18 protein-coding genes and 1 pseudogene are annotated in these 21,639 nt (G+C 31.7%); 13 read left to right on the forward strand and 6 right to left on the reverse strand.

Going from position 1 to position 21,639, the window contains the following annotated elements:
* Nucleotides 1-66: 66 nt before the first annotated feature.
* Nucleotides 67-696, reverse strand: a complete 630-nt coding sequence (locus D9R05_RS07730) for a porin family protein (protein ID WP_121666650.1) — start codon at nt 694-696, stop codon at nt 67-69.
* A gap of 114 nt (nt 697-810) precedes the next feature.
* Here D9R05_RS07730 and xerD point away from each other — a divergent pair, with 114 nt between their 5' ends.
* A complete protein-coding gene (gene xerD / locus D9R05_RS07735; protein WP_121666651.1) occupies nt 811-1,710 on the forward strand; it encodes a site-specific tyrosine recombinase XerD in 900 nt (299 codons plus the stop codon).
* 102 nt (nt 1,711-1,812) lie between these two features.
* A pseudogene (locus D9R05_RS07740) lies at nt 1,813-2,749 on the forward strand (aldo/keto reductase).
* A gap of 313 nt (nt 2,750-3,062) precedes the next feature.
* Here D9R05_RS07740 and D9R05_RS07745 read toward each other — a convergent pair.
* Nucleotides 3,063-4,082, reverse strand: a complete 1,020-nt coding sequence (locus tag D9R05_RS07745) for a threonine aldolase family protein (RefSeq protein WP_121666652.1) — start codon at nt 4,080-4,082, stop codon at nt 3,063-3,065.
* A gap of 100 nt (nt 4,083-4,182) precedes the next feature.
* On the opposite strand from D9R05_RS07745, the gene prfB reads away from it, so the two are divergent.
* The 4 genes from prfB to D9R05_RS07765 all read left to right on the forward strand — a co-directional run bounded on the left by prfB (nt 4,183) and on the right by D9R05_RS07765 (nt 8,725).
* Nucleotides 4,183-5,278, forward strand: a protein-coding gene (gene prfB / locus D9R05_RS07750; RefSeq protein ID WP_121666653.1) for a peptide chain release factor 2 whose coding sequence is annotated in 2 segments (ribosomal slippage) — nt 4,183-4,245 and nt 4,247-5,278 — 1,095 coding nt in all. Because the reading frame shifts where the segments join, the coding sequence is not laid out codon by codon here.
* A gap of 54 nt (nt 5,279-5,332) precedes the next feature.
* The gene (gene arsC / locus D9R05_RS07755; RefSeq protein ID WP_121666714.1) at nt 5,333-5,674 is read left to right on the forward strand and encodes an arsenate reductase (glutaredoxin); all 342 of its coding nucleotides are present in this window, start codon (nt 5,333-5,335) and stop codon (nt 5,672-5,674) included.
* Between the two features lie 72 nt (nt 5,675-5,746).
* Complete coding sequence (locus D9R05_RS07760; protein ID WP_162984923.1) at nt 5,747-6,118, forward strand: hypothetical protein; 372 nt, start codon at nt 5,747-5,749, stop codon at nt 6,116-6,118.
* A 123-nt stretch (nt 6,119-6,241) separates the two neighbouring features.
* Nucleotides 6,242-8,725, forward strand: a complete 2,484-nt coding sequence (locus D9R05_RS07765; RefSeq protein ID WP_121666655.1) for a TonB-dependent receptor domain-containing protein — start codon at nt 6,242-6,244, stop codon at nt 8,723-8,725.
* Between the two features lie 73 nt (nt 8,726-8,798).
* On the opposite strand, the gene D9R05_RS07770 is transcribed toward D9R05_RS07765, so the two are convergent.
* Both D9R05_RS07770 and D9R05_RS07775 read right to left on the reverse strand, forming a co-directional pair.
* Nucleotides 8,799-8,981 carry a hypothetical protein gene (locus tag D9R05_RS07770; RefSeq protein WP_121666656.1) on the reverse strand — a complete coding sequence of 61 codons (183 nt, stop codon included), beginning with the start codon at nt 8,979-8,981 and terminating at the stop codon, nt 8,799-8,801.
* A gap of 105 nt (nt 8,982-9,086) precedes the next feature.
* Nucleotides 9,087-9,470, reverse strand: coding sequence for a VOC family protein (locus tag D9R05_RS07775; protein WP_121666657.1), 384 nt, complete (start codon nt 9,468-9,470; stop codon nt 9,087-9,089).
* Between the two features lie 167 nt (nt 9,471-9,637).
* Between D9R05_RS07775 and fumC the strand changes: the two genes are divergently transcribed.
* A complete protein-coding gene (gene fumC / locus D9R05_RS07780; RefSeq protein ID WP_121666658.1) occupies nt 9,638-11,035 on the forward strand; it encodes a class II fumarate hydratase in 1,398 nt (465 codons plus the stop codon).
* 152 nt (nt 11,036-11,187) lie between these two features.
* Here the strand turns inward: fumC and D9R05_RS07785 are convergent, their stop codons facing one another.
* Together D9R05_RS07785 and ccsA are read right to left on the reverse strand one after the other, a co-directional pair.
* Entirely contained in the window at nt 11,188-12,267 is a 1,080-nt protein-coding gene (locus D9R05_RS07785) for a PAS domain-containing sensor histidine kinase (protein WP_121666659.1), read from the reverse strand.
* A gap of 7 nt (nt 12,268-12,274) precedes the next feature.
* Nucleotides 12,275-15,499 carry a cytochrome c biogenesis protein gene (ccsA, locus tag D9R05_RS07790; RefSeq protein ID WP_240463000.1) on the reverse strand — a complete coding sequence of 1,075 codons (3,225 nt, stop codon included), beginning with the start codon at nt 15,497-15,499 and terminating at the stop codon, nt 12,275-12,277.
* Nucleotides 15,500-15,625: 126 nt separating this feature from the next.
* Here ccsA and D9R05_RS07795 point away from each other — a divergent pair, with 126 nt between their 5' ends.
* From D9R05_RS07795 to D9R05_RS07820, 6 genes are all read left to right on the forward strand, one after another.
* Complete coding sequence (locus D9R05_RS07795) at nt 15,626-16,375, forward strand: Rossmann-like and DUF2520 domain-containing protein (protein ID WP_121666661.1); 750 nt, start codon at nt 15,626-15,628, stop codon at nt 16,373-16,375.
* Entirely contained in the window at nt 16,368-16,874 is a 507-nt protein-coding gene (locus D9R05_RS07800; RefSeq protein WP_121666662.1) for a KdsC family phosphatase, read from the forward strand. Before D9R05_RS07795 ends, D9R05_RS07800 begins: the two co-directional genes overlap by 8 nt.
* A gap of 12 nt (nt 16,875-16,886) precedes the next feature.
* Nucleotides 16,887-17,798 carry a geranylgeranylglycerol-phosphate geranylgeranyltransferase gene (locus tag D9R05_RS07805; protein WP_121666663.1) on the forward strand — a complete coding sequence of 304 codons (912 nt, stop codon included), beginning with the start codon at nt 16,887-16,889 and terminating at the stop codon, nt 17,796-17,798.
* A 1-nt stretch (nt 17,799) separates the two neighbouring features.
* Complete coding sequence (locus D9R05_RS07810; RefSeq protein WP_121666664.1) at nt 17,800-18,381, forward strand: Maf family nucleotide pyrophosphatase; 582 nt, start codon at nt 17,800-17,802, stop codon at nt 18,379-18,381.
* 85 nt (nt 18,382-18,466) lie between these two features.
* Nucleotides 18,467-19,006, forward strand: a complete 540-nt coding sequence (locus tag D9R05_RS07815; protein ID WP_121666665.1) for a mechanosensitive ion channel domain-containing protein — start codon at nt 18,467-18,469, stop codon at nt 19,004-19,006.
* Nucleotides 19,007-19,078: 72 nt separating this feature from the next.
* Nucleotides 19,079-21,568, forward strand: coding sequence for a PIG-L family deacetylase (locus D9R05_RS07820; RefSeq protein ID WP_121666666.1), 2,490 nt, complete (start codon nt 19,079-19,081; stop codon nt 21,566-21,568).
* Nucleotides 21,569-21,639: the final 71 nt, after the last annotated feature.

The raw sequence follows: 21,639 nt of genomic DNA on the forward strand, positions 1-21,639 counted from the left end.
TCAGATAACATTATAAAAAAAGAGGGGTTTAAAAAACCCTCTTTTTTCTTTTTGACTAAATTTTACTTAAAACATAAAACCTACACCAGCTTGCCATACAGAATTTTTAATATCAACGCCTGAGTCGTCATCACTAAAAATTTTCGATAATCCGTGGTTGTATCTTCCTTGAATAAAGAAACCATTATCAAACTTATACTCTACCCCGGCGGCTATGCTAAAATCAATATCATTTGGTTCTGGTAATAAATCTGAATTGATATCACCACCATCTGAATTTGGTTGGTAATCTACCTCGTCATTAATTAAAAATCCAATTTGTGGACCTGCGTGTACGTTTAGACCTTCAATTAAATAAATTTTTGCTAATACAGGAATTTGAATGTAATCTAATTGATATTCTATATTTTCATCATTATCAAAAAGATTGTCTTGATCTATTTGTTTGATGTCAAACCCTTGTCCGGAATACAAAACCTCTGGTTGAATAGAAAACCGCTCTCCAAAAGGAACTTCGGCTACAAAACCAGCATTAAAACTTGTTCTAGATTCTGAATCCCAAGAATCATCTCCTGTGAAGTTTGAAAAATTAACTCCTCCTTTTACTCCAATTTGCACTAAATCAGAATCGGCTTGTGCATGAGCACTTCCTAAACCTAATACTGCCAAAGCAGCTGTAAACAATAGCTTTTTCATATCATAAATGTTTTTTGTTCGAGGGCAAATTTATGAGTCATTACATCAACATTATCACAATAAAAATTAAAATTCACTTAAATATTTATTAATATTATTCCTAATTTTACCAATGTGAAATGGAATCAATTACTTAAAGATTATCAACATTATCTTAGAATAGAACGGGGTTTATCTTCAAATTCTATTGAGAATTATAGTTACGATATTCATAAGCTAATTAACTATTTAAAAGCGCATCAAATTAAAGAATCTCCAGCAGACATTCAAGAAAGTACCATTCAACAATTTATTTATTCAATTGCTAAAAGCTCTTCAAGTGTAAGAACTCAAGCTAGAATTATAGCGGGTTTACGAGGTTTTTTTTCTTATTTAATTTTTGAAAATTATAGAGAAAATAATCCGCTAGATTTAATTGAAGCTCCAAAGATTGGCAGAAAGCTCCCCGATACTTTATCTACACAAGAAATTGATGAACTAATAAAAAATATAGATTTAAGTAAGCCAGAAGGAGAAAGAAATAAAGCTATTATAGAAACTTTGTATAGTTGCGGATTACGTGTTACTGAGCTTGTTAACCTTAAAATTTCTGACCTTTTTTTTGAAGAAGGCTTCATAAAGGTAAGCGGAAAAGGAAATAAAGAACGTTTTGTACCCATTAGCAATTATACTACTAAACTAATTGAAACGTACAGGAATAAAATCAGGGTTCATATTTCTATAAAGAAGCAGTTTGAAGATACTTTATTTCTAAATAGAAGAGGAGGAAAACTAAGCCGAGCTATGATTTTTACAATTGTAAAACGTTTAGCAGAAGAAGCTCAGTTAAACAAAAAAATAAGCCCTCATACTTTTCGTCATTCATTTGCTAGTCATTTATTAGAGAATGGAGCAGATTTAAGATCTATTCAACAAATGTTAGGACACGAGAGTATTACAACTACTGAAATTTATATGCACACTGATAGGTCTCAACTAAAAAAAGCCATTCAAAAATTTCATCCTAGATCATAAAATTGAGCTATGTTAGGAATTCATATTAAAATTCTGCTAAAGTGACATTTATATTTCTAAACTCTTACTAATAAATTTATCTTAGGTAAAAAATTAATTACTATGAATTATTTAGAATTTAGAAACGGAGATAAAATGCCAGCAATAGGTATCTGAACCTAAAAAAGTAGAAAAAGCAGTTAAACACGCTTTAAAAAATGGATATGAACACATAGATTGCGCAGCGGTTTATGGTAATGAAACTGAAGTTGGAAATGCTTTACAAGCCGTGTTTAATGAAGGAGAAATTAAACGAGAAAATGTTTGGGTTACCTCGAAACTGTGGAACAATGCACATAAAAAAGAAGATGTAATACCTGCATTAAAAAACACTTTAAACGACCTAAAATTAGATTATTTAGATCTTTATTTAATGCACTGGCCAGTAGCTTTTAGACCAGGGTTAGAGGGGTTTCCTGAGAAAGATGAAGACTTTTTATCCTTAGATGAAGTTCCAATTATAGAAACCTGGAACGCTATGATAGAAGCTAAAAAACAAGGATTAGTAAAACACATAGGAGTTTCTAATTTTAGCAGCAAAAAATTAGCTGACCTACTTGAAAAAACAAATGATGCGCCAGAGATGAATCAAGTAGAACTGCATCCTTACTTACAACAAAAAGATTTAATAGATTATTGCAAAAAAAATAATATCCATCTTACTGCTTACTCTCCTTTAGGTAGTGGTGATAGAAGTGATGAAATGAAAGCTGAAAATGAACCATCATTACTCGAAAATGAAACTATAAAAGCAATTGCTGAAAAACATGAAGCATCTGCAGGCCAAATTTTAATTAAATGGGCAGAACAAAGAGGAACAGCGGTTATACCTAAATCTACCAACGAGGGAAGAATTGAAGAAAATATTAAAAGTGCTGCTATAAAATTAAATGAAAACGATTTAAATGAAATCAAAAAATTAGATAAACATTTTAGATATGTAACAGGAGAGTTTTTTGTAACCGAAGGAAACTCATATTCGAATATTTATGATGAGTAATTATTTGATAAATCCATTATAGGAATTAAAATATTTAATAACGATCAATAATTAATTCTTGTAATGGATTTATTAAACATCATCACTTTCTTGTTAAATTTATTAGTCTTTTTAATAATTATAACTTCAGACAATATTGATATAAAATTTCCTTTCAGAATAGTTGTTATAACACTCAATGCCTAACCCTTAATCTCATAAATAATTGGTAAAACATTGAAAAATGTTACTAAATTGAGCTCAGGAGAGTGGAACATTAATTTTTTTAATTGAGAATAATCTCAATATTTTATAACTTTTTAAAAATAAATTATTAGTTGAGGTTTTTCAAAATTGCTTTAAGCTCCTCGTGGTTTTGCTTGGTATAATCTAAATGAGTTACTATGCGTAACTTACCTTCACCCATTGCACTGATAATTATATTTTTTTCTTGAAGTAAATTTAAAAAACCTGACTGATCAATTTTATCTTTCAAATAAAAAATCACAATGTTTGTTTCTATAGGTTCAACCTTTTCTACATAAGCTTGTTCTGATAAAATCTCTCCTAATTCATACGCTCTTTTATGATCTTCAGCTAAGCGTTCAATATTATTTTCTAAAGCATATAAACCAGCAGCAGCCATGAATCCAATTTGTCGCATTCCGCCGCCTAAAACTTTTCGAACCCGCATAGCATTTTTCATAAGTTTTTCATCTCCTATCAAAACAGATCCCATTGGGGTTCCTAAGCCTTTAGAAAGACAAATTGATATCGTATCAAAAACTTCTCCGTATTGTTTTGGGGACTCTCCTTTTGCTACCAATGCATTAAAAAGTCTGGCGCCATCAAGATGTAATCCTAAACAATGCTTCTCACAAACTTTTTTAACACGTCTTATTTCTTCAAAATTATAGCAAGCTCCGCCTCCTTTATTTGTAGTATTTTCTAAACAAACCAAACGCGTTAACGGACTGTGGTAAAAATCTGGGGGGTTTATTGCTTTTTCAATTTGTTCTGCTCTAATCATCCCCCGATCTCCATCAATCAACTTACAAGAAACACCACTATTAAAAGAAGCTCCACCTCCTTCATAGTTATATACGTGAGCCCATTTATCACAAATTAGTTGTTCACCGGGCTGGGTGTGTAATTTTATTGCAGCTTGATTTGCCATACTTCCAGTAGGAAAAAAAAGGGCATGTTTTTTTCCAAACATTTTTGCTAAACGCTCCTCTAATAAATTTACTGTAGGATCTTCCTTATACACGTCATCTCCTACCTTTGCATTTAAAATAGCCTCCATCATCCCGGGTGTTGGCTTTGTAATTGTATCACTTTTTAAATCAATCATTATTATATTTTTGATCTTTAAAACTATAAAATAAACCTGAAATAATTTTGCAAAAACAAGCTAAATCCTATTTTTGTTTATAATAAATATTTCAAAAAAGATGATAACCCAAGAACAGGTAAAAAACTTAAAAGATCGTGTAACCTCTCTAAAACAATATCTTTGACATAGATGCCAAAAAGGTAGAAATTGCTAATGAAGAGGAAAAAACCTTTGCCCCAAATTTTTGGGATAATCCTCAAAAAGCAGAGAAAATTTTAAAAGCACTTAACTCAGAAAAGAACTGGGTGACTGATTACAAAGAGGTTAAAACCTTAGTTGAAGATCTTGAGGTGATTTTTGAATTTTTTAAAGAAGATGAAGCTTCTGCAGAAGATGTAGAAAATAGATACACAAAAGCACTTCACAAAATTGAAGATTTAGAATTTAGAAATATGCTTTCTGAAGAGGGCGATACGTTAAGTGCTGTTCTTCAAATAACTGCCGGCGCAGGTGGAACAGAAAGTTGTGACTGGGCTGCTATGTTAATGCGAATGTATTTAATGTGGGCAGAAAAACAAAACTACAAAATTAAAGAACTTAACTACCAAGACGGAGATGTTGCCGGCATTAAAACAGTAACCCTAGAAATCGAAGGCGATTATGCATTTGGATGGTTAAAGGGAGAAAATGGCGTGCATAGATTAGTAAGGATTTCACCATTTGACAGTAATGCAAAAAGGCATACTTCTTTTGCTTCGGTTTATGTTTACCCAATGGTAGATGATTCTATTGAAATTGATATAAATCCTTCAGACATAGAGATCACCACTGCTAGATCTAGTGGAGCTGGTGGACAGAATGTAAATAAAGTTGAAACTAAAGTTCAGCTAACCCATAAACCAACCGGAATTCAGATTTCTTGTTCTGAGACACGATCTCAACACGATAATCGCGCAAGAGCTTTACAAATGTTAAGATCTCAGCTATATGAAATAGAGTTACAAAAGCAATTGGCACAACGGGAAGACATCGAAGCTGAGAAAAAGAAAATAGAATGGGGTTCTCAAATTAGAAATTATGTGATGCATCCTTATAAGTTGGTAAAAGATGTACGTACAGCAGAAGAAACAGGAAATGTAGACGCTGTAATGAATGGACACATAGATCCTTTCTTAAAATCGTATTTAATGATGATGGGCCAACGTGAAGAATAATTGTTTAAACAGAAAAAATTAGTTATATTATATTCAAATAATTTAAAAAACACTATGATTAAAATTTACCACAATCCCCGATGTTCTAAATCTAGAGAAGGATTAAAAATATTAGAAGAGTCTGGTAAAACATTTACTATTGTTAAATATTTAAATCAGCAGTTAGAAAAAGAAGAAATTGAAGAAATTTTAAATTTACTGGATATTCCTGCTGAAAAGCTTATTAGAACCAACGAGAAAATTTGGAAAGAAAATTTTAAAGGAAAAGACCTTTCTAAAGAAGAGCTAATAAGTGCGATGCAAGAACACCCAAAATTGATAGAGCGTCCAATTGTAGTTACGAAAGAAAAAGCTATTATTGGTAGACCTCCTGAAAAAATTAAAGACATTTTATAGGTTTTTAACGTTAGAATAGCAATTAGATCATTTTTTTTATTTAATTTGTAAATTATACCTAAAACTTAAATTATGAAAAGAATACTATTACTCTTTACAATTATGATTTTTTCTTGTCAATTTTCAGTTGCACAAGACTTACTTCAAGGAGATCCTAAAAAAGGAGTTGAAGAAAACGTCAACCGGTACACAGAATACCTTAAAAAAGAACTTGTTTTAAATACAAAACAGGAAAACATTGTAGAAAGCAATTTAACAGAATTCTACATGAATATTAGAGACTTAAAGCAAGCTAACATGAATAAAAAAGACTTCAATAGAAGATTTGTTGTTTTAAAAGAAAATAATATTAATCGAATGCGCAATGTATTAACAAAACCACAATTTGATAAATACATTACAATTTTAGAAAAAGAACAAGAAAAATTAAATAAAAAGAAATAACTTTTTATTTAATTTTTTTATTGAACCACCTTTAAGACAAAGGTGGTTTTTTTATTAGCATAGATTTAACACACTTTCATTTAAACGTATTGCTTTTTTGAGTGTCATAAAATAAAAAACTACATGAAATTACTTTTTACAAGCGCAAAATTAAGTCTTGTCTTTTTTCTATTATTTATTCCGCTTTTGGTATTCTCTCAAGATTCTTATACTGTAAAGGGAAGTGTGGTAGATAAAGATGCAGGAATCCCACTAGAATATGCTACAATTACCTTTAAAGATACTGCTGGAAATTATGATGATCAAGGTGGAGTAACCGATTTTGATGGAAATTTTAATGTAGAAGTAAAAGAAGGTACTTATAATATATTGGTTGAATATATTTCTTTTGAACCAAAAACTTTTAAAAATAAGACTGTCAACAGTAATACCAATCTTGGTAAAATTTCTTTAGGAATTAGTGCCGATAATTTAAATGAAGTTGTAGTTACAGCAGAAACAACACAAGTAGATGTTAGGCTTGATAAAAAAATATATAATATAGGTAAAGACTTAACTACACAAGGAGCAACAGTAAGCGACGCTTTGAGCAATGTACCTTCAGTTACGGTAGATATTGAAGGTGGCATAAGTTTGCGAGGAAATGAAAATGTTAGGATTCTAATAAACGGAAAACCTTCTGCAATGGCAGGTTTTGGCGATACAAATGTTTTTCAACAATTACCAGCAGATGCTATTGAACGTGTTGAAGTAATTACCAGTCCCTCTGCGAGATATGATGCTGAAGGTTCTGCCGGTATTCTCAACATTATCTTAAAGAAAGAAAAAACACTTGGTTTTAATGGTTCGGTTTCAGCAAACTTAGGTTTTCCCGCAAATAGTCAAATTTCGACAAACTTAAATCTACGTACCGATAATTACAATATTTTTACAACCATTGGTAATTATTATAGAAAATCTCCCGGTAATGCTTTTTTTGATAATGACTATAATACTGGTAATTTTGATAGAATTATTGAAGATCGCGAATATGATAGAAACTATACGGGCTTTAATGCAAATGTTGGAATGGAATATTTCTTAAATGATCAATCTTCTATTACCGCTAGTATTTTCACACGTTTTGGTGATGATAAAGATGTTACCTCAAACAATACTTCTCGATTTAATAATAATAGCTTAGATAGTAGAACATTTAGAGAACAGATAGAAAAAGAAAAGGACGAAAGTTACCAAGCTTCAGTAAATTATATCAATCGTTTTAATGACGAAGGTCATGAGTTAACCGCAGATGTACAATATTCTTATGATAATGAGGATAAACCAACTTCTATTGAAGAAAACCTAACTTTTCCTTCTAGTTCATTAATTGCCAGAGAAAATATTTTTGAAATCGAAACTCAAAATGAATTTCTTATTCAAGCAGATTATGTTTTACCCATGGGTGAAGCACAATTTGAAGCCGGTTATCGTGGTAACTTTGAAGAAGAGATTACAGATTATACACTAGACACACTTGATATCTCTACAGGAAATTTTAATACTGACCTAACACTTTCAAACAAGTTTACCTACACAGAAAACGTAAATGCTTTTTACTCACAATACGGTAATAAATTAGGCGATTTCTCATTCTTGTTAGGTTTACGATTAGAGCATACACAGCTTAAAGGAGAAGTAGAAACTTTATTACCTGAAAATTCCTTAGAAGATATTTTAGGAGTTGATTTTGATACTAACTTCAACAAAAATTATTTAGGTTTATTCCCAACTGTAAATTTAATATACGAACTCCAAGAAGACGAAAATATTACCTTAGGATATAATAGAAGAATTAACAGACCACGTGGTTGGTATATCAATCCATTTCCTTCGCGTTCTAGTAGAACAAATGTTTTTCAAGGAAACCCTGATCTAGACCCTGCATTTTCCAACCAATTTGATTTAGGTTACTTACGTAAATGGGAGAAGCTTACTTTAACTGGATCTGTTTACTATCAACGGGAAACCGGTTCTTTTGAACGGGTACAATTAGATCCTGATGATTCTAATGTTACAGCAGACGGAATACCAATTGTACGTACAATTCCTATTAATCTTGCAACTGAAGAACGTTTTGGTGGTGAAATAGGAACCATTTATAATCCTGCAGATTGGTTGCGATTAAACGCAAGTTTTAACTTTTTCCGCTCAGTAACTGAAGGAGAATTTCAAGATGTAGATTACGGAAATGAAAATACCAGTTGGTTTGGACGTTTTAGTGGAAAAGTAACCTTACCCGGCCAGATTGATTGGCAAACTAATACTTTCTATCGTGGACCACGACAAAGCGCTCAAACAGAAACTGAAGGTATTTTTTCTATGAACCTTGCTTTTAGTAAAGAGGTAATTCCAGATAATTTAACCGCTTCATTTAATATAAGTGATGTATTTAATTCTAGAAAAAGAAATTCATTAACAGTGACAGATAATGTAACCACAGATAGTGAATTTCAGTGGAGAGAAAGACAATTTACCGTTTCTTTAATTTATAGATTTAATCAGCCGAATAAAAAAGGTAGAAACGAAAGCAGTAATTCTGATTTTGAAGGAGACGACGGCTTTTAGGCTCTAGAAAAAAGAGTATAAAAAAAAGGGAAGCAAAAAATTTGCTTCCCTTTTTTTTATTGAATACTATATATTATTTAGAGCTTAACTCTTTTTCTTTTTTCTTTTCGTCACGTTTTTCTTTAATCATTTCAATAATAGAACCTCCAATCCAATAAGGAACTACAAAAGTGATTAAAAAAATCATCAACCAAAAACCAATGGTTGCAATTGTTCCAAACGCTAAAAAACCAAGATACTGATCAAATTCAAACATAGTAGAGATGTTACATTTTAATGCAAATATAAAACAAAGCATTCACTAACTCCAAATGAAATTTTAATTTTATCAACAATAAAAATTCAAAACTTTGCTTTAGTATTATTGACTAGAATGTAAACCTATCATATTTCCCTCAGAATCTTGAACTAAAGAAACAAATCCGTGTTCACCGATAGACATTTTTGGCTGTATGATTTTTCCTCCAGCACCTTCTACTCTTCCTTCTTCTGCAGCACAGTCTATGCAAGAAAAATAAACAATGGTTCCATTTCCTTGTATTTGCATGTTTTTTATTTTCACCAAAGCACCAGAAGTATTCAGGCTTTTCTCATCCATCGGGAAAGCAAGCATTTCTAGTTCATCATTATCTATTGGTAATTTCGATAATTGAAATTGAAATACTGTTTCATAAAATTTTTTAGCACGGTTTAAATCATTTACATAAATTTCAAACCAGCCTACGGGATTAATTGGCTTTTCCATAATAATATTTTTGTTTAATATTTATCTCAACTCTAATTGTAAAATTACAGTTTAAAGGTATTTAATTAAATTATAATAAGTCAAATTCAATGTATTAAACATTGATTTTATAGCAGAATTAACTTCAAAATCTTATTTTTGAAATCCTAAATTAAAAACACCAAATCATGTCATATCGTATAGAAAAAGATACTATGGGCGAGGTAAAAGTACCTGCCGATAAACTTTGGGGAGCACAAACTGAACGCTCTCGTAATAATTTTAAAATAGGACCTGCAGGATCTATGCCATTAGAAATTGTGTATGGTTTTGCTTATTTAAAAAAAGCCGCTGCTTATACAAATGAAGCTGCTGGCGTTCTACCTACAGAAAAAAGAGATCTTATTGCTAAGGTTTGTGATGAAATTTTAGAAGGAAAACATGACGATCAATTTCCGTTGGTAATTTGGCAAACCGGATCTGGTACACAAAGTAATATGAATGTGAATGAAGTAATTGCAAATAGAGCTCACCAATTAGCAGGAAAAACAATTGGTGAAGGTGAAAAAAGTTTACTTCCTAATGATGATGTAAATAAATCTCAATCTTCTAACGATACTTTTCCTACAGGAATGCATATTGCAACCTATAAAAAAGTAGTAGAAACTACCATTCCTGGAGTGAAACAATTACGTAATACACTTCAGAAAAAAGCAGAAGAATTTAAAAAAGTAGTGAAAATTGGACGTACACATTTTATGGATGCTACTCCCCTAACTTTAGGGCAAGAATTTAGTGGTTATGTTTCTCAATTAGATCACGGCTTAAAAGCATTAGAAGCCACTTTACCTCATTTAGCTGAATTGGCTTTAGGAGGAACCGCAGTAGGAACAGGTTTAAATACCCCAAAAAATTATGCCAATGATGTAGCAAAATATATTGCTGATTTTACTGAACTTCCTTTTACTTCTGCTGAAAATAAATTTGAAGCTCTAGCTGCACACGATGCTTTAGTGGAAACACACGGAGCTTTAAAACAGTTGGCGGTTTCATTGAATAAAATAGGAAACGATATTAGAATGTTAGCATCGGGACCTCGAAGTGGAATTGGAGAAATTATTATCCCGGCAAACGAACCAGGTTCTTCTATTATGCCAGGAAAAGTAAATCCTACGCAATGTGAAGCTTTAACCATGGTTTGCGCACAAGTTATTGGTAACGATGTTGCGATGAGCGTTGGTGGTATGCAAGGACAATTTGAATTAAATGTATTTAAACCAGTTATGGCAGCCAACTTATTACAAAGCGCTCAATTACTTGGTGATGCTTGTGTTTCTTTTGAGGAGCATTGCGCAAATGGAATTGAGCCTAATCAAGAACGAATTGATGAGTTGCTTAAAAATAGCTTGATGCTAGTTACTGCTTTAAACACTAAAATAGGTTATTATAAAGCAGCAGAAATTGCAACAACAGCACATAAAAACGGAACTACACTAAAAGAGGAAGCTGTTAATTTAGGATACACTACAGCAGAAGAATTTGATGAGTGGGTAAAACCTGAAGATATGGTTGGAGAAATAAAATAAATATTATCTAAATTAAAAGAGGCTGTCTAAAAAGATTATAAAAGGGTCATTCTGAATTTATTTCAGAATCTCATATTACTGAAATACAAATCAATATAAGAACCTGAATCAAGTTCAGGTTGACAAAAGTAGACTTTTTAGACAGCTTTTTTTTATGCTTTAAAATTTAATGTAAACGTCGTTCCTACATTTACTCTACTTTCTACTTGAACGCTTCCACCCAAAGTTTCTATCAGGTTTTTTACCAAATATAAACCTATACCTCTACTCTCATGGTTTGAAGTAAATTTTTGATGTAAACTAAAAATTTTATCTCCTATTTTTTTCATATCAAAACCTATTCCGTTATCAGAAAAAATAAGTTGAGGGATGTTATTAATTTTACGAGACTTAATAGAAATGATTAGTCTACGATTGTTGCTAGAGTATTTTAAGGAATTAGAAATTAAATTTAATAATATGCTTTGAAGAAAAAACTCATTAGATGTAAGATGCGTTAATTCAGAAAAATCTACTTCAAATTTTGCATTAGATAAATTCACTAACTCATTTATTGAATTTTTCACATTAGAAAAAACGTCTTCTAAATATATTTTTTCAACAGACTCATTTATCTTTTTATCATTACTAACCGCATCAACATATTTATTGAGCGTATTATTCATCTCTAAATTAGCGTCATTTAAAAGTGCAACATACTTTCTCGTTTCCGAATCTTCAATTTTTGAAAGATCTAATAAACTGAATAAAGAAATTACATTACTTACTGGTGATCTTAAATCATGAGAAATCATATAAGTAAATTTCTTAAGATCTGCATTAGATTTTGCAAGCTTCAATAAAAGTGAATTTCGCTCCTCTTCTAATTTTTTTATATGAGTAATATTTTTAGCAACCGCATAAATTAAATCATTTTCTTCCTCAGAAATTGAAGTCCAAGAAAGCCAAACAATATCTCCATTTTTAGTGATGTATCGGTTTTCTAAATTTAGAAGTGGAACCTTATTCTTTAGGCTATTTCTGAATTCTGAGGTTTTTTTTTTATCTTCTTCATAAATCAAGTTATTTATGGGAATTTTTAATAACTCATCTATACTGTAACCAAGAAGATTAGAAAAAGCGGGATTTACTTTTTTTAAATAGCCATCATAACCCGCAATACAGAGAATGTCTGGAGTTAAATTAAAAAAACGTTCTAGATTAAATTCGCCTTCTTTAGTTGGATTGAGCATTTATATTTTACTTTTTGAAATAACGTTGGTATTTTCTTCTCGCTAAGAATCCAACTAAAATCCAAACTCCAAAAGCTATTCCTATAAATTTATAACTAATTATTTGATCTCCGCTTGCATAAGAATGTAAACCGGTTAAATAAAAATTCACACCAAAGTAAGTCATCATAATTGAAGAAAAAGCAAAAACTGCTGCCCAATTAAAAGCAAACTTACTACGCAAACCAGGCACTAATCGCATATGAATTACAAATGCATAAACCATAATACTAATTAAAGCCCAGGTTTCTTTAGGATCCCATCCCCAATAGCGCCCCCAACTTTCGTTTGCCCATTGACCACCTAAAAAGTTTCCGATCGTAAGCATTACTAAACCAACGGTTAAAGCCATTTCTGTAATGATTGTAAGCTCATTGATGTTGAGCTGCATCTTTCTTCGATTTTTATCGGTAGTTAAAATCATTAAAATTAAAGAAACCAATCCTAAAATCATTCCCAACGTAAACGGACCGTAACTTGCCACAATAACAGCCACATGAATCATTAACCAATAAGAATCTAGAACTGGGACGAGATTAGCTATTGCTGGATCCATCCAGTTCCAATGTGCAATCATTAAAATCATAGCAGCTACAAAAGCAGTAGATGCAATTGTTAAATCACTTTTTCTGCCAAAAGCTAAACCAAAAAACATAGTTGCCCAACCTACATAAATCATACTTTCGTATGCATCACTCCATGGAGCATGACCCGAAATATACCAACGGGCAATAAGACCTGCAGTATGCAAAATGAAGAGAAGCAGAATAATAACTTTACTAATATTTACAATTATTCTAACGCCTTTTTTATCATAGAAAATTTGAAGAATAACAAATAAAAACATCACTAAACCAGCCAGCATATATTGCCAAAATAAACCTCTAAAAACATCATATTTATTATAAAGAATTTCAGCTTCTATTTTTTGTTCTGAAGGCATTACTTCTGCACCATATTTTTTCTGAAAATCTTTTATACTAGCTAGCATTTCGTCTGCTTTACTATAATTATCTGTTGACTTTGCCGTTTGGATAACCTGCATATAATATGGAAGTATTTTACTTACATATAGCGAATCTGCCCCTGTGAATTTACCCGGATTTTCTCTAATTTCCATATAAGAAAGCCACTTGTTATTTTCGGCGTTTGGAATTGGAAATATCTTTAAAACTTTTCCTTCTAATGCATTATAAAGTAGATTCACCTTTTCATCTGCAGAAATAAAATCTTTTTGAAACTGATTTTTCACTTCAGTTCTATAGGCGTTTTCTAAATATGGAGAAAGTTTATAATTTCCTTTAGCATCAAAAAAGTTCGCCAAAGGAATGTGTTTTTTACCTTCTTCAACTCCTAAAATATGATGTAAACTATCGTTTTTTGCTTTTACGTTAATTAAAGGAACATTGTACCAAATGGTCGGGTTTTCTGTCATAGAAAATAAAACCTGATCACTATTTAAACCTTCATAAGAGTCGCTTTTACTTAGTTTTCTTAGCAATTCTGATGAATATGTATTTGCAGGTTTCATTCTTCCGCCGGCATCTTGAATAACTAAACGGCCAAAGTTTTTAGCATGCTTTTCTGAAATTGCATTGTTCTTTATAACAGAATCAATTTTAAATTTCTCAAACTGCATCGGCATAGTGTTATGCGTTTGGTGTGCATCAACTTCCGCTATAGTGTCGCGCTGTTCATTAATTTCTCCTGAAGTAGCATCTTGTGCAAAACTTGAAAAACCGATTAAAAATGCTAATACACCAAGCATTTTAGCTTTCTTATTTTTCACTTTATCTAATTGTACTTTTAGTTTTCCGAAGCGAGAACCTTTATCAAAAAGAATAAGCATCAAGCCCAAATAGAGTAAAAAGTAACCGATATAAGTTATCCAAGTTCCCCACCAATCATGATTTACTGAAAGAATGGTTCCTTTTTCATCAGGATCAAAAGAGGCTTGAAAAAAGCGATAACCTTCATGATCTAACACATTATTCATATAAATTTCGTGCGCAGTAGTTTCGCCATTATCTATTAAGTCAACTTTACTTTTAAACGATTGATAACTTGGAGTAGGATTATCTTCGGTTCCCGGATATTTTTTGGCGATAAAATCTTTTAAACGAATAGCAAATGGAAGTTCATATTCTTTACTTCCATAACGAACATTAACATCTAAACCACCAACTTTTATCGTTTTTAATTCATTAACCATTCCTTTGGCGCCCAGTAAATTTACTTCTTTAGATTCACCCTTACTTGTTACTTTTAAAACCACACCATCTGCTTGTCCTTTTTGCATTGTTTCTGAAGGTACCAAATCATATTTACCTTTTACCACAGGATCTGGAAATACAAACTGCATGCCTGCCATGTTGTAGAGAGAACGCATCATAAGCGGCTGTACAGAATCAGCTACAACATTGCCTTGTTTTCTATCTGCCATCCGCATATAGCTTCCTTCAAAAGGGGAAGAAATTTGATAACCTTCTTCACTTACTTGAATATTTATTGCACCTTCAGTAGGTTTATTATAAGCAAATAAAATATTGTGAATACTGCTAATCTCGCCTTCTTCTAAATAATGATCGTGTCGGTTTCCGTCTCCTGCTTCTACAATCTTTAAGTAATTTTTTCCGTTTTCATCAGGAATTAATCCTTCCTCTGCTCCTTCAATATAATTTACGACTTCAAAATTTACCGGTTGTCCTTTAAAATCTGTAGAAATCTTTTTATTGTTATTAATTCCCGGCGCTAAAAGCAGCTCATGGTTTTGAGATCTACGCAATGGTTCACCATTAAATTCACCATCAATTATAGTGGTTAAATATGTTTTTTCTGACAACATTTTATTCGTCATCTCGCCTTCTCGAATAGGCATAATTCCTTCGTATCCAATATAACGCGTTACGCCAGCACCTATAATTATTAAAAAGAAAGCAACGTGTAATAAAAGTGTGCTCCATTTTTCTCTTTTCCAAAGTTGGTATCGCTTTATATTTCCCGCAAAATTAACGGCAAAAAGCACCATAATTGCTTCAAACCACCAGGCATTATAAATCCAGACTCTTGCTGTTGCAGTGGTGTAAGAATTTTCTACAAAAGTTCCTACGGCCATTGCCAACGCAAAAACAATAAATAAAAGGGCCATTAATCGAGTTGAAAAAAGAAATTGAGTAAGCTTCTTTTGAATCATGAGAGGGTATTTAAAAACGCTGCAAAGTTATTGATTTTTGTCTGATTATAGGGCTTATAACAACAGCAAAATACACGTAAAAATGTTAATTTTAGACGACTCAAAGATTTTTAATATTTTAGCGGAATGATAAAAGTTGTTTTACTAGGCGCAGGAAATGTTGCAACCCATTTATTTAATGCTTTTGATGAAGCTAAAAACATTTCTATTGAGCAGGTTTTTAGCCGAAAAGAAAGCTCATTAACTTCTTTTGAAAAGAAAACTGCAGTTACAACTTCTTTAGAAAATCTTAAAGAAGCTGATGTGTATATTCTAGCTGTAAAAGATGATGCGGTAAAAAATGTGATTGAAAAAATTCAGTATAAAAATGGCTTAATTGTACATACTTCGGGCAGCGTTCCTTTATTAAAATCGGCTAAAAATAACGGTGTGTTCTATCCGTTACAGACATTTTCTAAAAATACTGCAGTAGATTTTTCTAAAATTCCGCTTTGCATTGAAGCTGATATTGATGAAAATTTAGCTTTATTGCATCAACTAGCAAATTCTATTTCTAATTCGGTTTACGAAATTTCTTCAGAACAACGAAAATCGCTTCATCTTTCTGCGGTTTTTGTGTGCAACTTTGTAAACCATTTGTACAGTATTGGCGAAGATTTATGTCAAGAAAATAAAGTTCCGTTTGAAATTTTGCATCCCTTAATTTTAGAAACAGCAAGAAAAGCAAGTGTTAATTCTCCAGCTTCTGTACAAACGGGTCCGGCGGTTAGAAATGATCAAAAAACAATAGATTTTCATTTAGCGCAATTAAACAAGGCTGATTATTCTAAAATTTATACCTTGCTCACCGATTCAATTCAGCAAAAAAATGGATAAAAATTATAAAGAAATTTTAAACGACATTAATACGTTTGTTTTTGATGTTGATGGCGTTTTAACCAACGGTTCTATTTTAGTTTCTACGGAAGGCGAATTATTGCGTTCTATGAATATTAAAGATGGTTACGCTTTAAAAAAAGCCGTAAAAGCCGGTTATACAGTTTGTATTATTTCCGGCGGAAAGAATGAAGGTGTTCGCCAGCGTTTGCGCGGTTTAGGAATTACCGATATTCATTTAGGTGTAGAAAATAAAGTAGATTGTTTAGATGAATTTTTTGATGTCTATAATATAAATCCAGATCATGTAGTTTATATGGGCGATGATATGCCAGATACGCATCCAATGAAATTAATTGGTTTACCAACTTGCCCGCAAGATGCGGTTTCTGAAGTAAAAGCAATTTCTAAATATGTGTCGCATAAAAAAGGCGGCGAAGGTTGTGCTCGTGATATTATTGAGCAAGTCTTGAAAGTGCAAGGAAAATGGAACTCTTAAAATTTTAGTCCGTTGAAATATTTAAAACTCATACAATTACCGGAAGTTTTTTTGGTAATTTTTACGCAATATTTAATTAAATATTATTTGTTTGAACCTTTTGGAATAGATATTACGCTAAATGGTTTCGGTTTGTTTTTAGTTTCGCTTTCGTCGGCTTGTTTGGTGATGGGAAGCCAAGTTATTTCGGCTATTTTTCAAGCAAAATCTATTCAAATAAACGAACCTGAAAGCACTATTGTTGGTAAAGATATTTCTGAAAAAAATGCCTATAATTTTTTTATCGTTTTAAATGTAATTGCTGTTTTAATTGGTTTTTATCTAGCTAACATTATTGGCAAACCCATGTTTTCTGCCCTATTTATAGTTGTTTCTGCTTTAACTTATATTCACGCTTCTTTCTTAAAAAATTATGCTTTTATAGATAACATTCTGTTGAGTATTTTAGGTGCTTTTAGTGTATTAGCGTTAGGTTTATTCGATTTGCTTCCAGCAATTACAACAACTAATCAAGCATCGCAAACAACAATTTTTTCAATTTTAATTGATTATACTGTTTTTGCTTTTTTAATGGTTTTATTACTTGAATTAATTAATGATCAAAAAAATGTAAATGGTGATTATAAAATTGTTATAAAAACTTTACCTATAATTTTAGGAAAAGAACGGACAAACAAAATTATTTTTATCCTGTCAATTTTGCCTATCGCCGCAGTTTTGTATTACATGTATACGTATTTGTATCATAATCAATATGCATTGTTATACGTTTTGCTTTTAATTGTAGCTCCACTACTCTACTTTATGGTAAAAATTTGGAACGCTTCAACACAAAAAAATTATAAGCATTTGGCTTTTATTTTGAAAATTATTTTGTTTCTAAGCGTTATGTCTATTGGACTTTATCAATACATCCTTTTATAATATGCTTCAAGAAAAATTAAAAAATAATCAACTTATTTTAGCTTCGGGTTCACCTAGGAGACAACAATTTTTAAAAGATTTAGGACTCGAATTTTCAATTGAATTAAAACCGGTTGAAGAAGTTTACCCGCCTGAATTAAAAGGAGCAAAAGTAGCTGAATATTTAGCTGAACTAAAAACAACTCCTTTCAAAAATAAATTAAAAGCGAATGAAATTCTAATCACCGGCGATACGATTGTTTGTTTAGATGAAAAAGTCTTAGGAAAACCCGCAAATGAAGAAGAAGCACACCAAATGTTAGAATTGCTTTCTAACAGAAGTCACGAAGTTATTTCGTCAGTTTGTTTAACTTCAGCGGAAAAAAGTGTTGTTTTTCACGATGTTACTAAAGTGCACTTTAAGGAATTAACTATTGAAGAAATTAGCTTTTATATTCAAGCGCATCAACCGTATGATAAAGCAGGAGCATATGGAATTCAAGAATGGATCGGTCAAATAGGCGTCGATAAAATTGAAGGTTCATATTTTAATGTCATGGGAATGCCGCTTCATTTATTGTACAAATATTTAATGGATTTTTAAGCCTATTTTTTAGTTTAAAATCTTATTCCTAAAGTTTTTCGAGTTTATAAAATGCTATCTTTGTCTAAAAAAGTAGGGCATTTTTATGCAAGAATTATTTCAACTTTACCAAAAAGAAATTACCTATACTATTGCCGTAATTATTATTTTATTGGTGTTTCGTTTTAGTTTAAAAACCACCGCAAATAAAGTAGGAAAACGACAAGATATAAATCTTGCGCGCATAAAATTAATGTTCCGCTACATTAATGTTTTAGTGATTTTTATTGCCATATTTTTATTGCTACTGGTTTGGGGACTAGAAGTTTCTCAACTTTCTCTGGTATTTTCTTCGGTTTTTGCAGTTGTAGGCGTAGCGCTTTTTGCGGTTTGGTCTATTTTAAGCAATATTACTTCTGGTGTAATTTTGTTTTTCTCGTTTCCCTATAAAATTGGTGATCAGATAAAAATTCACGATAAAGACGCACCTATAGAAGCTGTTATTGAAGACATTAAAGCTTTTCAATTGCATTTAAGAACAACCGATGGAGAGTTTATAACTTATCCTAACAATTTAATTTTACAAAAACCGGTTTCTTTAATAAAGAAAGATGCCTTTGTAGATGATGATAAAGATGCGCTCTAACAAAAGTTAAAATACTTTTCCTTGCTTATAAAGTTGTTATATTTGAAGTGATTTCAAAAAAAAAAGCTTCAAATGAAGAAATTCTTCCTACTTATTTTAGTAGCATTTACAAGTCTTAGCAACGCACAAGCTCCACAAAAATTAAACAGTTCAGAAATTTACCAGGCCATAGAGCAACTCAATTTTTTGGGTTCTGTTTTATATTTGGCAGCGCATCCAGATGATGAAAATACAAAATTAATCTCTTATTTTTCTAACAAAGTTCATGCTAGAACCGCTTATCTTTCTTTAACACGAGGCGATGGCGGACAAAATTTAATCGGCCCCGAAATTAGAGAAGCCTTAGGCGTAATTAGAACACAAGAATTATTAGCCGCTAGAAAAATTGACGGCGGAAATCAATTCTTTTCCAGAGCAAACGATTTTGGATATTCAAAAACACCACAAGAAACTTTAGAAATTTGGAACAAAGATGAAGTATTGAGTGATGTAGTTTGGATGATTAGAAAATTTCAACCCGATGTAATTATAAATCGTTTTGATCATAGAACTGAAGGTACCACTCACGGTCATCACACTGCTTCGGCGCAACTAAGCGTAGAGGCTTTTGATATTGCTCCAAAAAAAAGTAGTTATCCAGAGCAATTAAAATTTTATGATACGTGGCAACCTAAACGCCAGTTTTTTAATACTTCTTGGTGGTTTTACGGAAGTCAAGAACGTTTTGAAAAAGCAGATAAATCTAATATGTTTACCGTAGATATTGGTGCGTATTATCCTTCTAAAGGAGTTTCTAACACAGAAATTGCTTCAGCCAGTAGAAGTCAGCATAAATCGCAAGGTTTTGGAAATACTGCAAAACGCGGAAGCGAAACAGAATATATTGAATTTATAAAAGGTGATTTTCCTAAAAATCCTACAAGTGTTTTTGACGGAATTGATACAAGTTGGAATCGTGTAAAAGACGGTAAAAAGATAGGTGAAATTTTAGCTGAAGTACAAGAGAATTACAATTTTGAAAAGCCTTCAGCCAGCTTGCCAAAACTATTAGAAGCTTATCAACTTATCCAAAATTTAGGGAATAAACATTGGAAACGTGTAAAAACGGCAGAGATTAAAAATATTATTCTAGCCTGCGCCGGTTTATATTTAGAGGTTTCTACTAATCAAGAATTAGCAACACCTTCAGAAGAAATTCAGCTTTCTATTGAAGCTATTAATAGAAGTGATTTTGAAACAAAATTTACAACAATTTCTTTTCAACCGACTGATGAAAATTTAGAAATCGAAGAGAAATTAAATTTCAATGAAGTTTATCAAAAAAATATCAGCCTAAAAATTCCGAGTAATTTTCAATATTCTTCTCCGTATTGGTTAAATGAAAATAGCAGCTTAGGAATGTATAGCGTTAACGATCAAGAAAAGCGTGGTTTACCGGAAAATAAGCCAACATTAACTGCATATTTTTATTTAGACTTTAATGGCGTTAAAATTCCTTTTGAAAAACCTGTAGTTTACAAAACAAACGATCCCGTAAAAGGTGAAGTTTATAAACCTTTTTCTGTAGTTCCTAAAATTTCAGTTTCAACTGAAAATGCAAACATTGTTTTTAACAGTCAAAAACCACAACAAATCGAAGTTAGTTTAACTTCGTTTACAGATCATATTTCAGGAGAATTAGTACTTCCCGCTCCCAACGGATGGAAAATTTCACCAGAAAAAATTAGCATAGATTTTTCAAAAAAAGGGGAGCAAAAAAAGTTTTATTTCAATGTCACACCTCCAAAAAATAAAGATGAAGTTTTTCTTTATCCTGTTTTTAAAACTGAAGCTCAGCAATTTAATCAGCAATTAACCAGTATAGATTATAATCATATTCCGAAGCAATTAATTTTGAGTGCTTCAGCTATAAAACTGATTAAACTTTCTATTGAAAAACGCGGAAAAAATGTGGCTTATATCCAAGGCGCCGGTGATGTTGTTCCGCAAAGTTTACGCACAATTGGTTATCAGGTAGATATTATTTCACCTGAAAATATTACCAAAAACAGCCTAAAAAATTACGATGCACTTATCTTAGGAATCCGAGCGTATAATACAATTGAAAATTTAAATTATAAGCAAAACCTATTTTTTGATTATGTAAAAAATGGTGGAAATATGATTGTTCAATACAATACCACAAGGGGTTTAAAAACCAATAATTTGGCGCCCTATTCTTTAGAACTTTCTAGAAATCGAGTAACCGATGAGTTTTCGGAAGTCAATTTTTTAGCACCAGAACATTCTGTTTTAAACTATCCAAATAAAATTACAGCCGAAGATTTTAAAGGTTGGGTACAAGAACGCGGCTTATATTTCCCTGATAAATGGGATGAAAAATTCACCCCAATTTTGGCCATGAAAGATAAAGGAGAACAAGAAACCAATGGAAGCCTACTGGTTGCTCCATATGGAAAAGGACATTATATTTATACAGGATTAAGCTTTTTTAGAGAGTTTCCTGCCGGAGTTTCTGGAGCATATCGTTTGTTTGCCAACTTAATTTCAATCGGAAAATAATGAAAGAAAAACCCGAAAAATACCATTGGAAAAAAGCGTATACCTATATGCTAATTGCCAATGCCGTTTAT

The organism is Mesonia aquimarina, assembly GCF_003667275.1.
Classification (GTDB): Bacteria; Bacteroidota; Bacteroidia; order Flavobacteriales; family Flavobacteriaceae; genus Mesonia; species Mesonia aquimarina.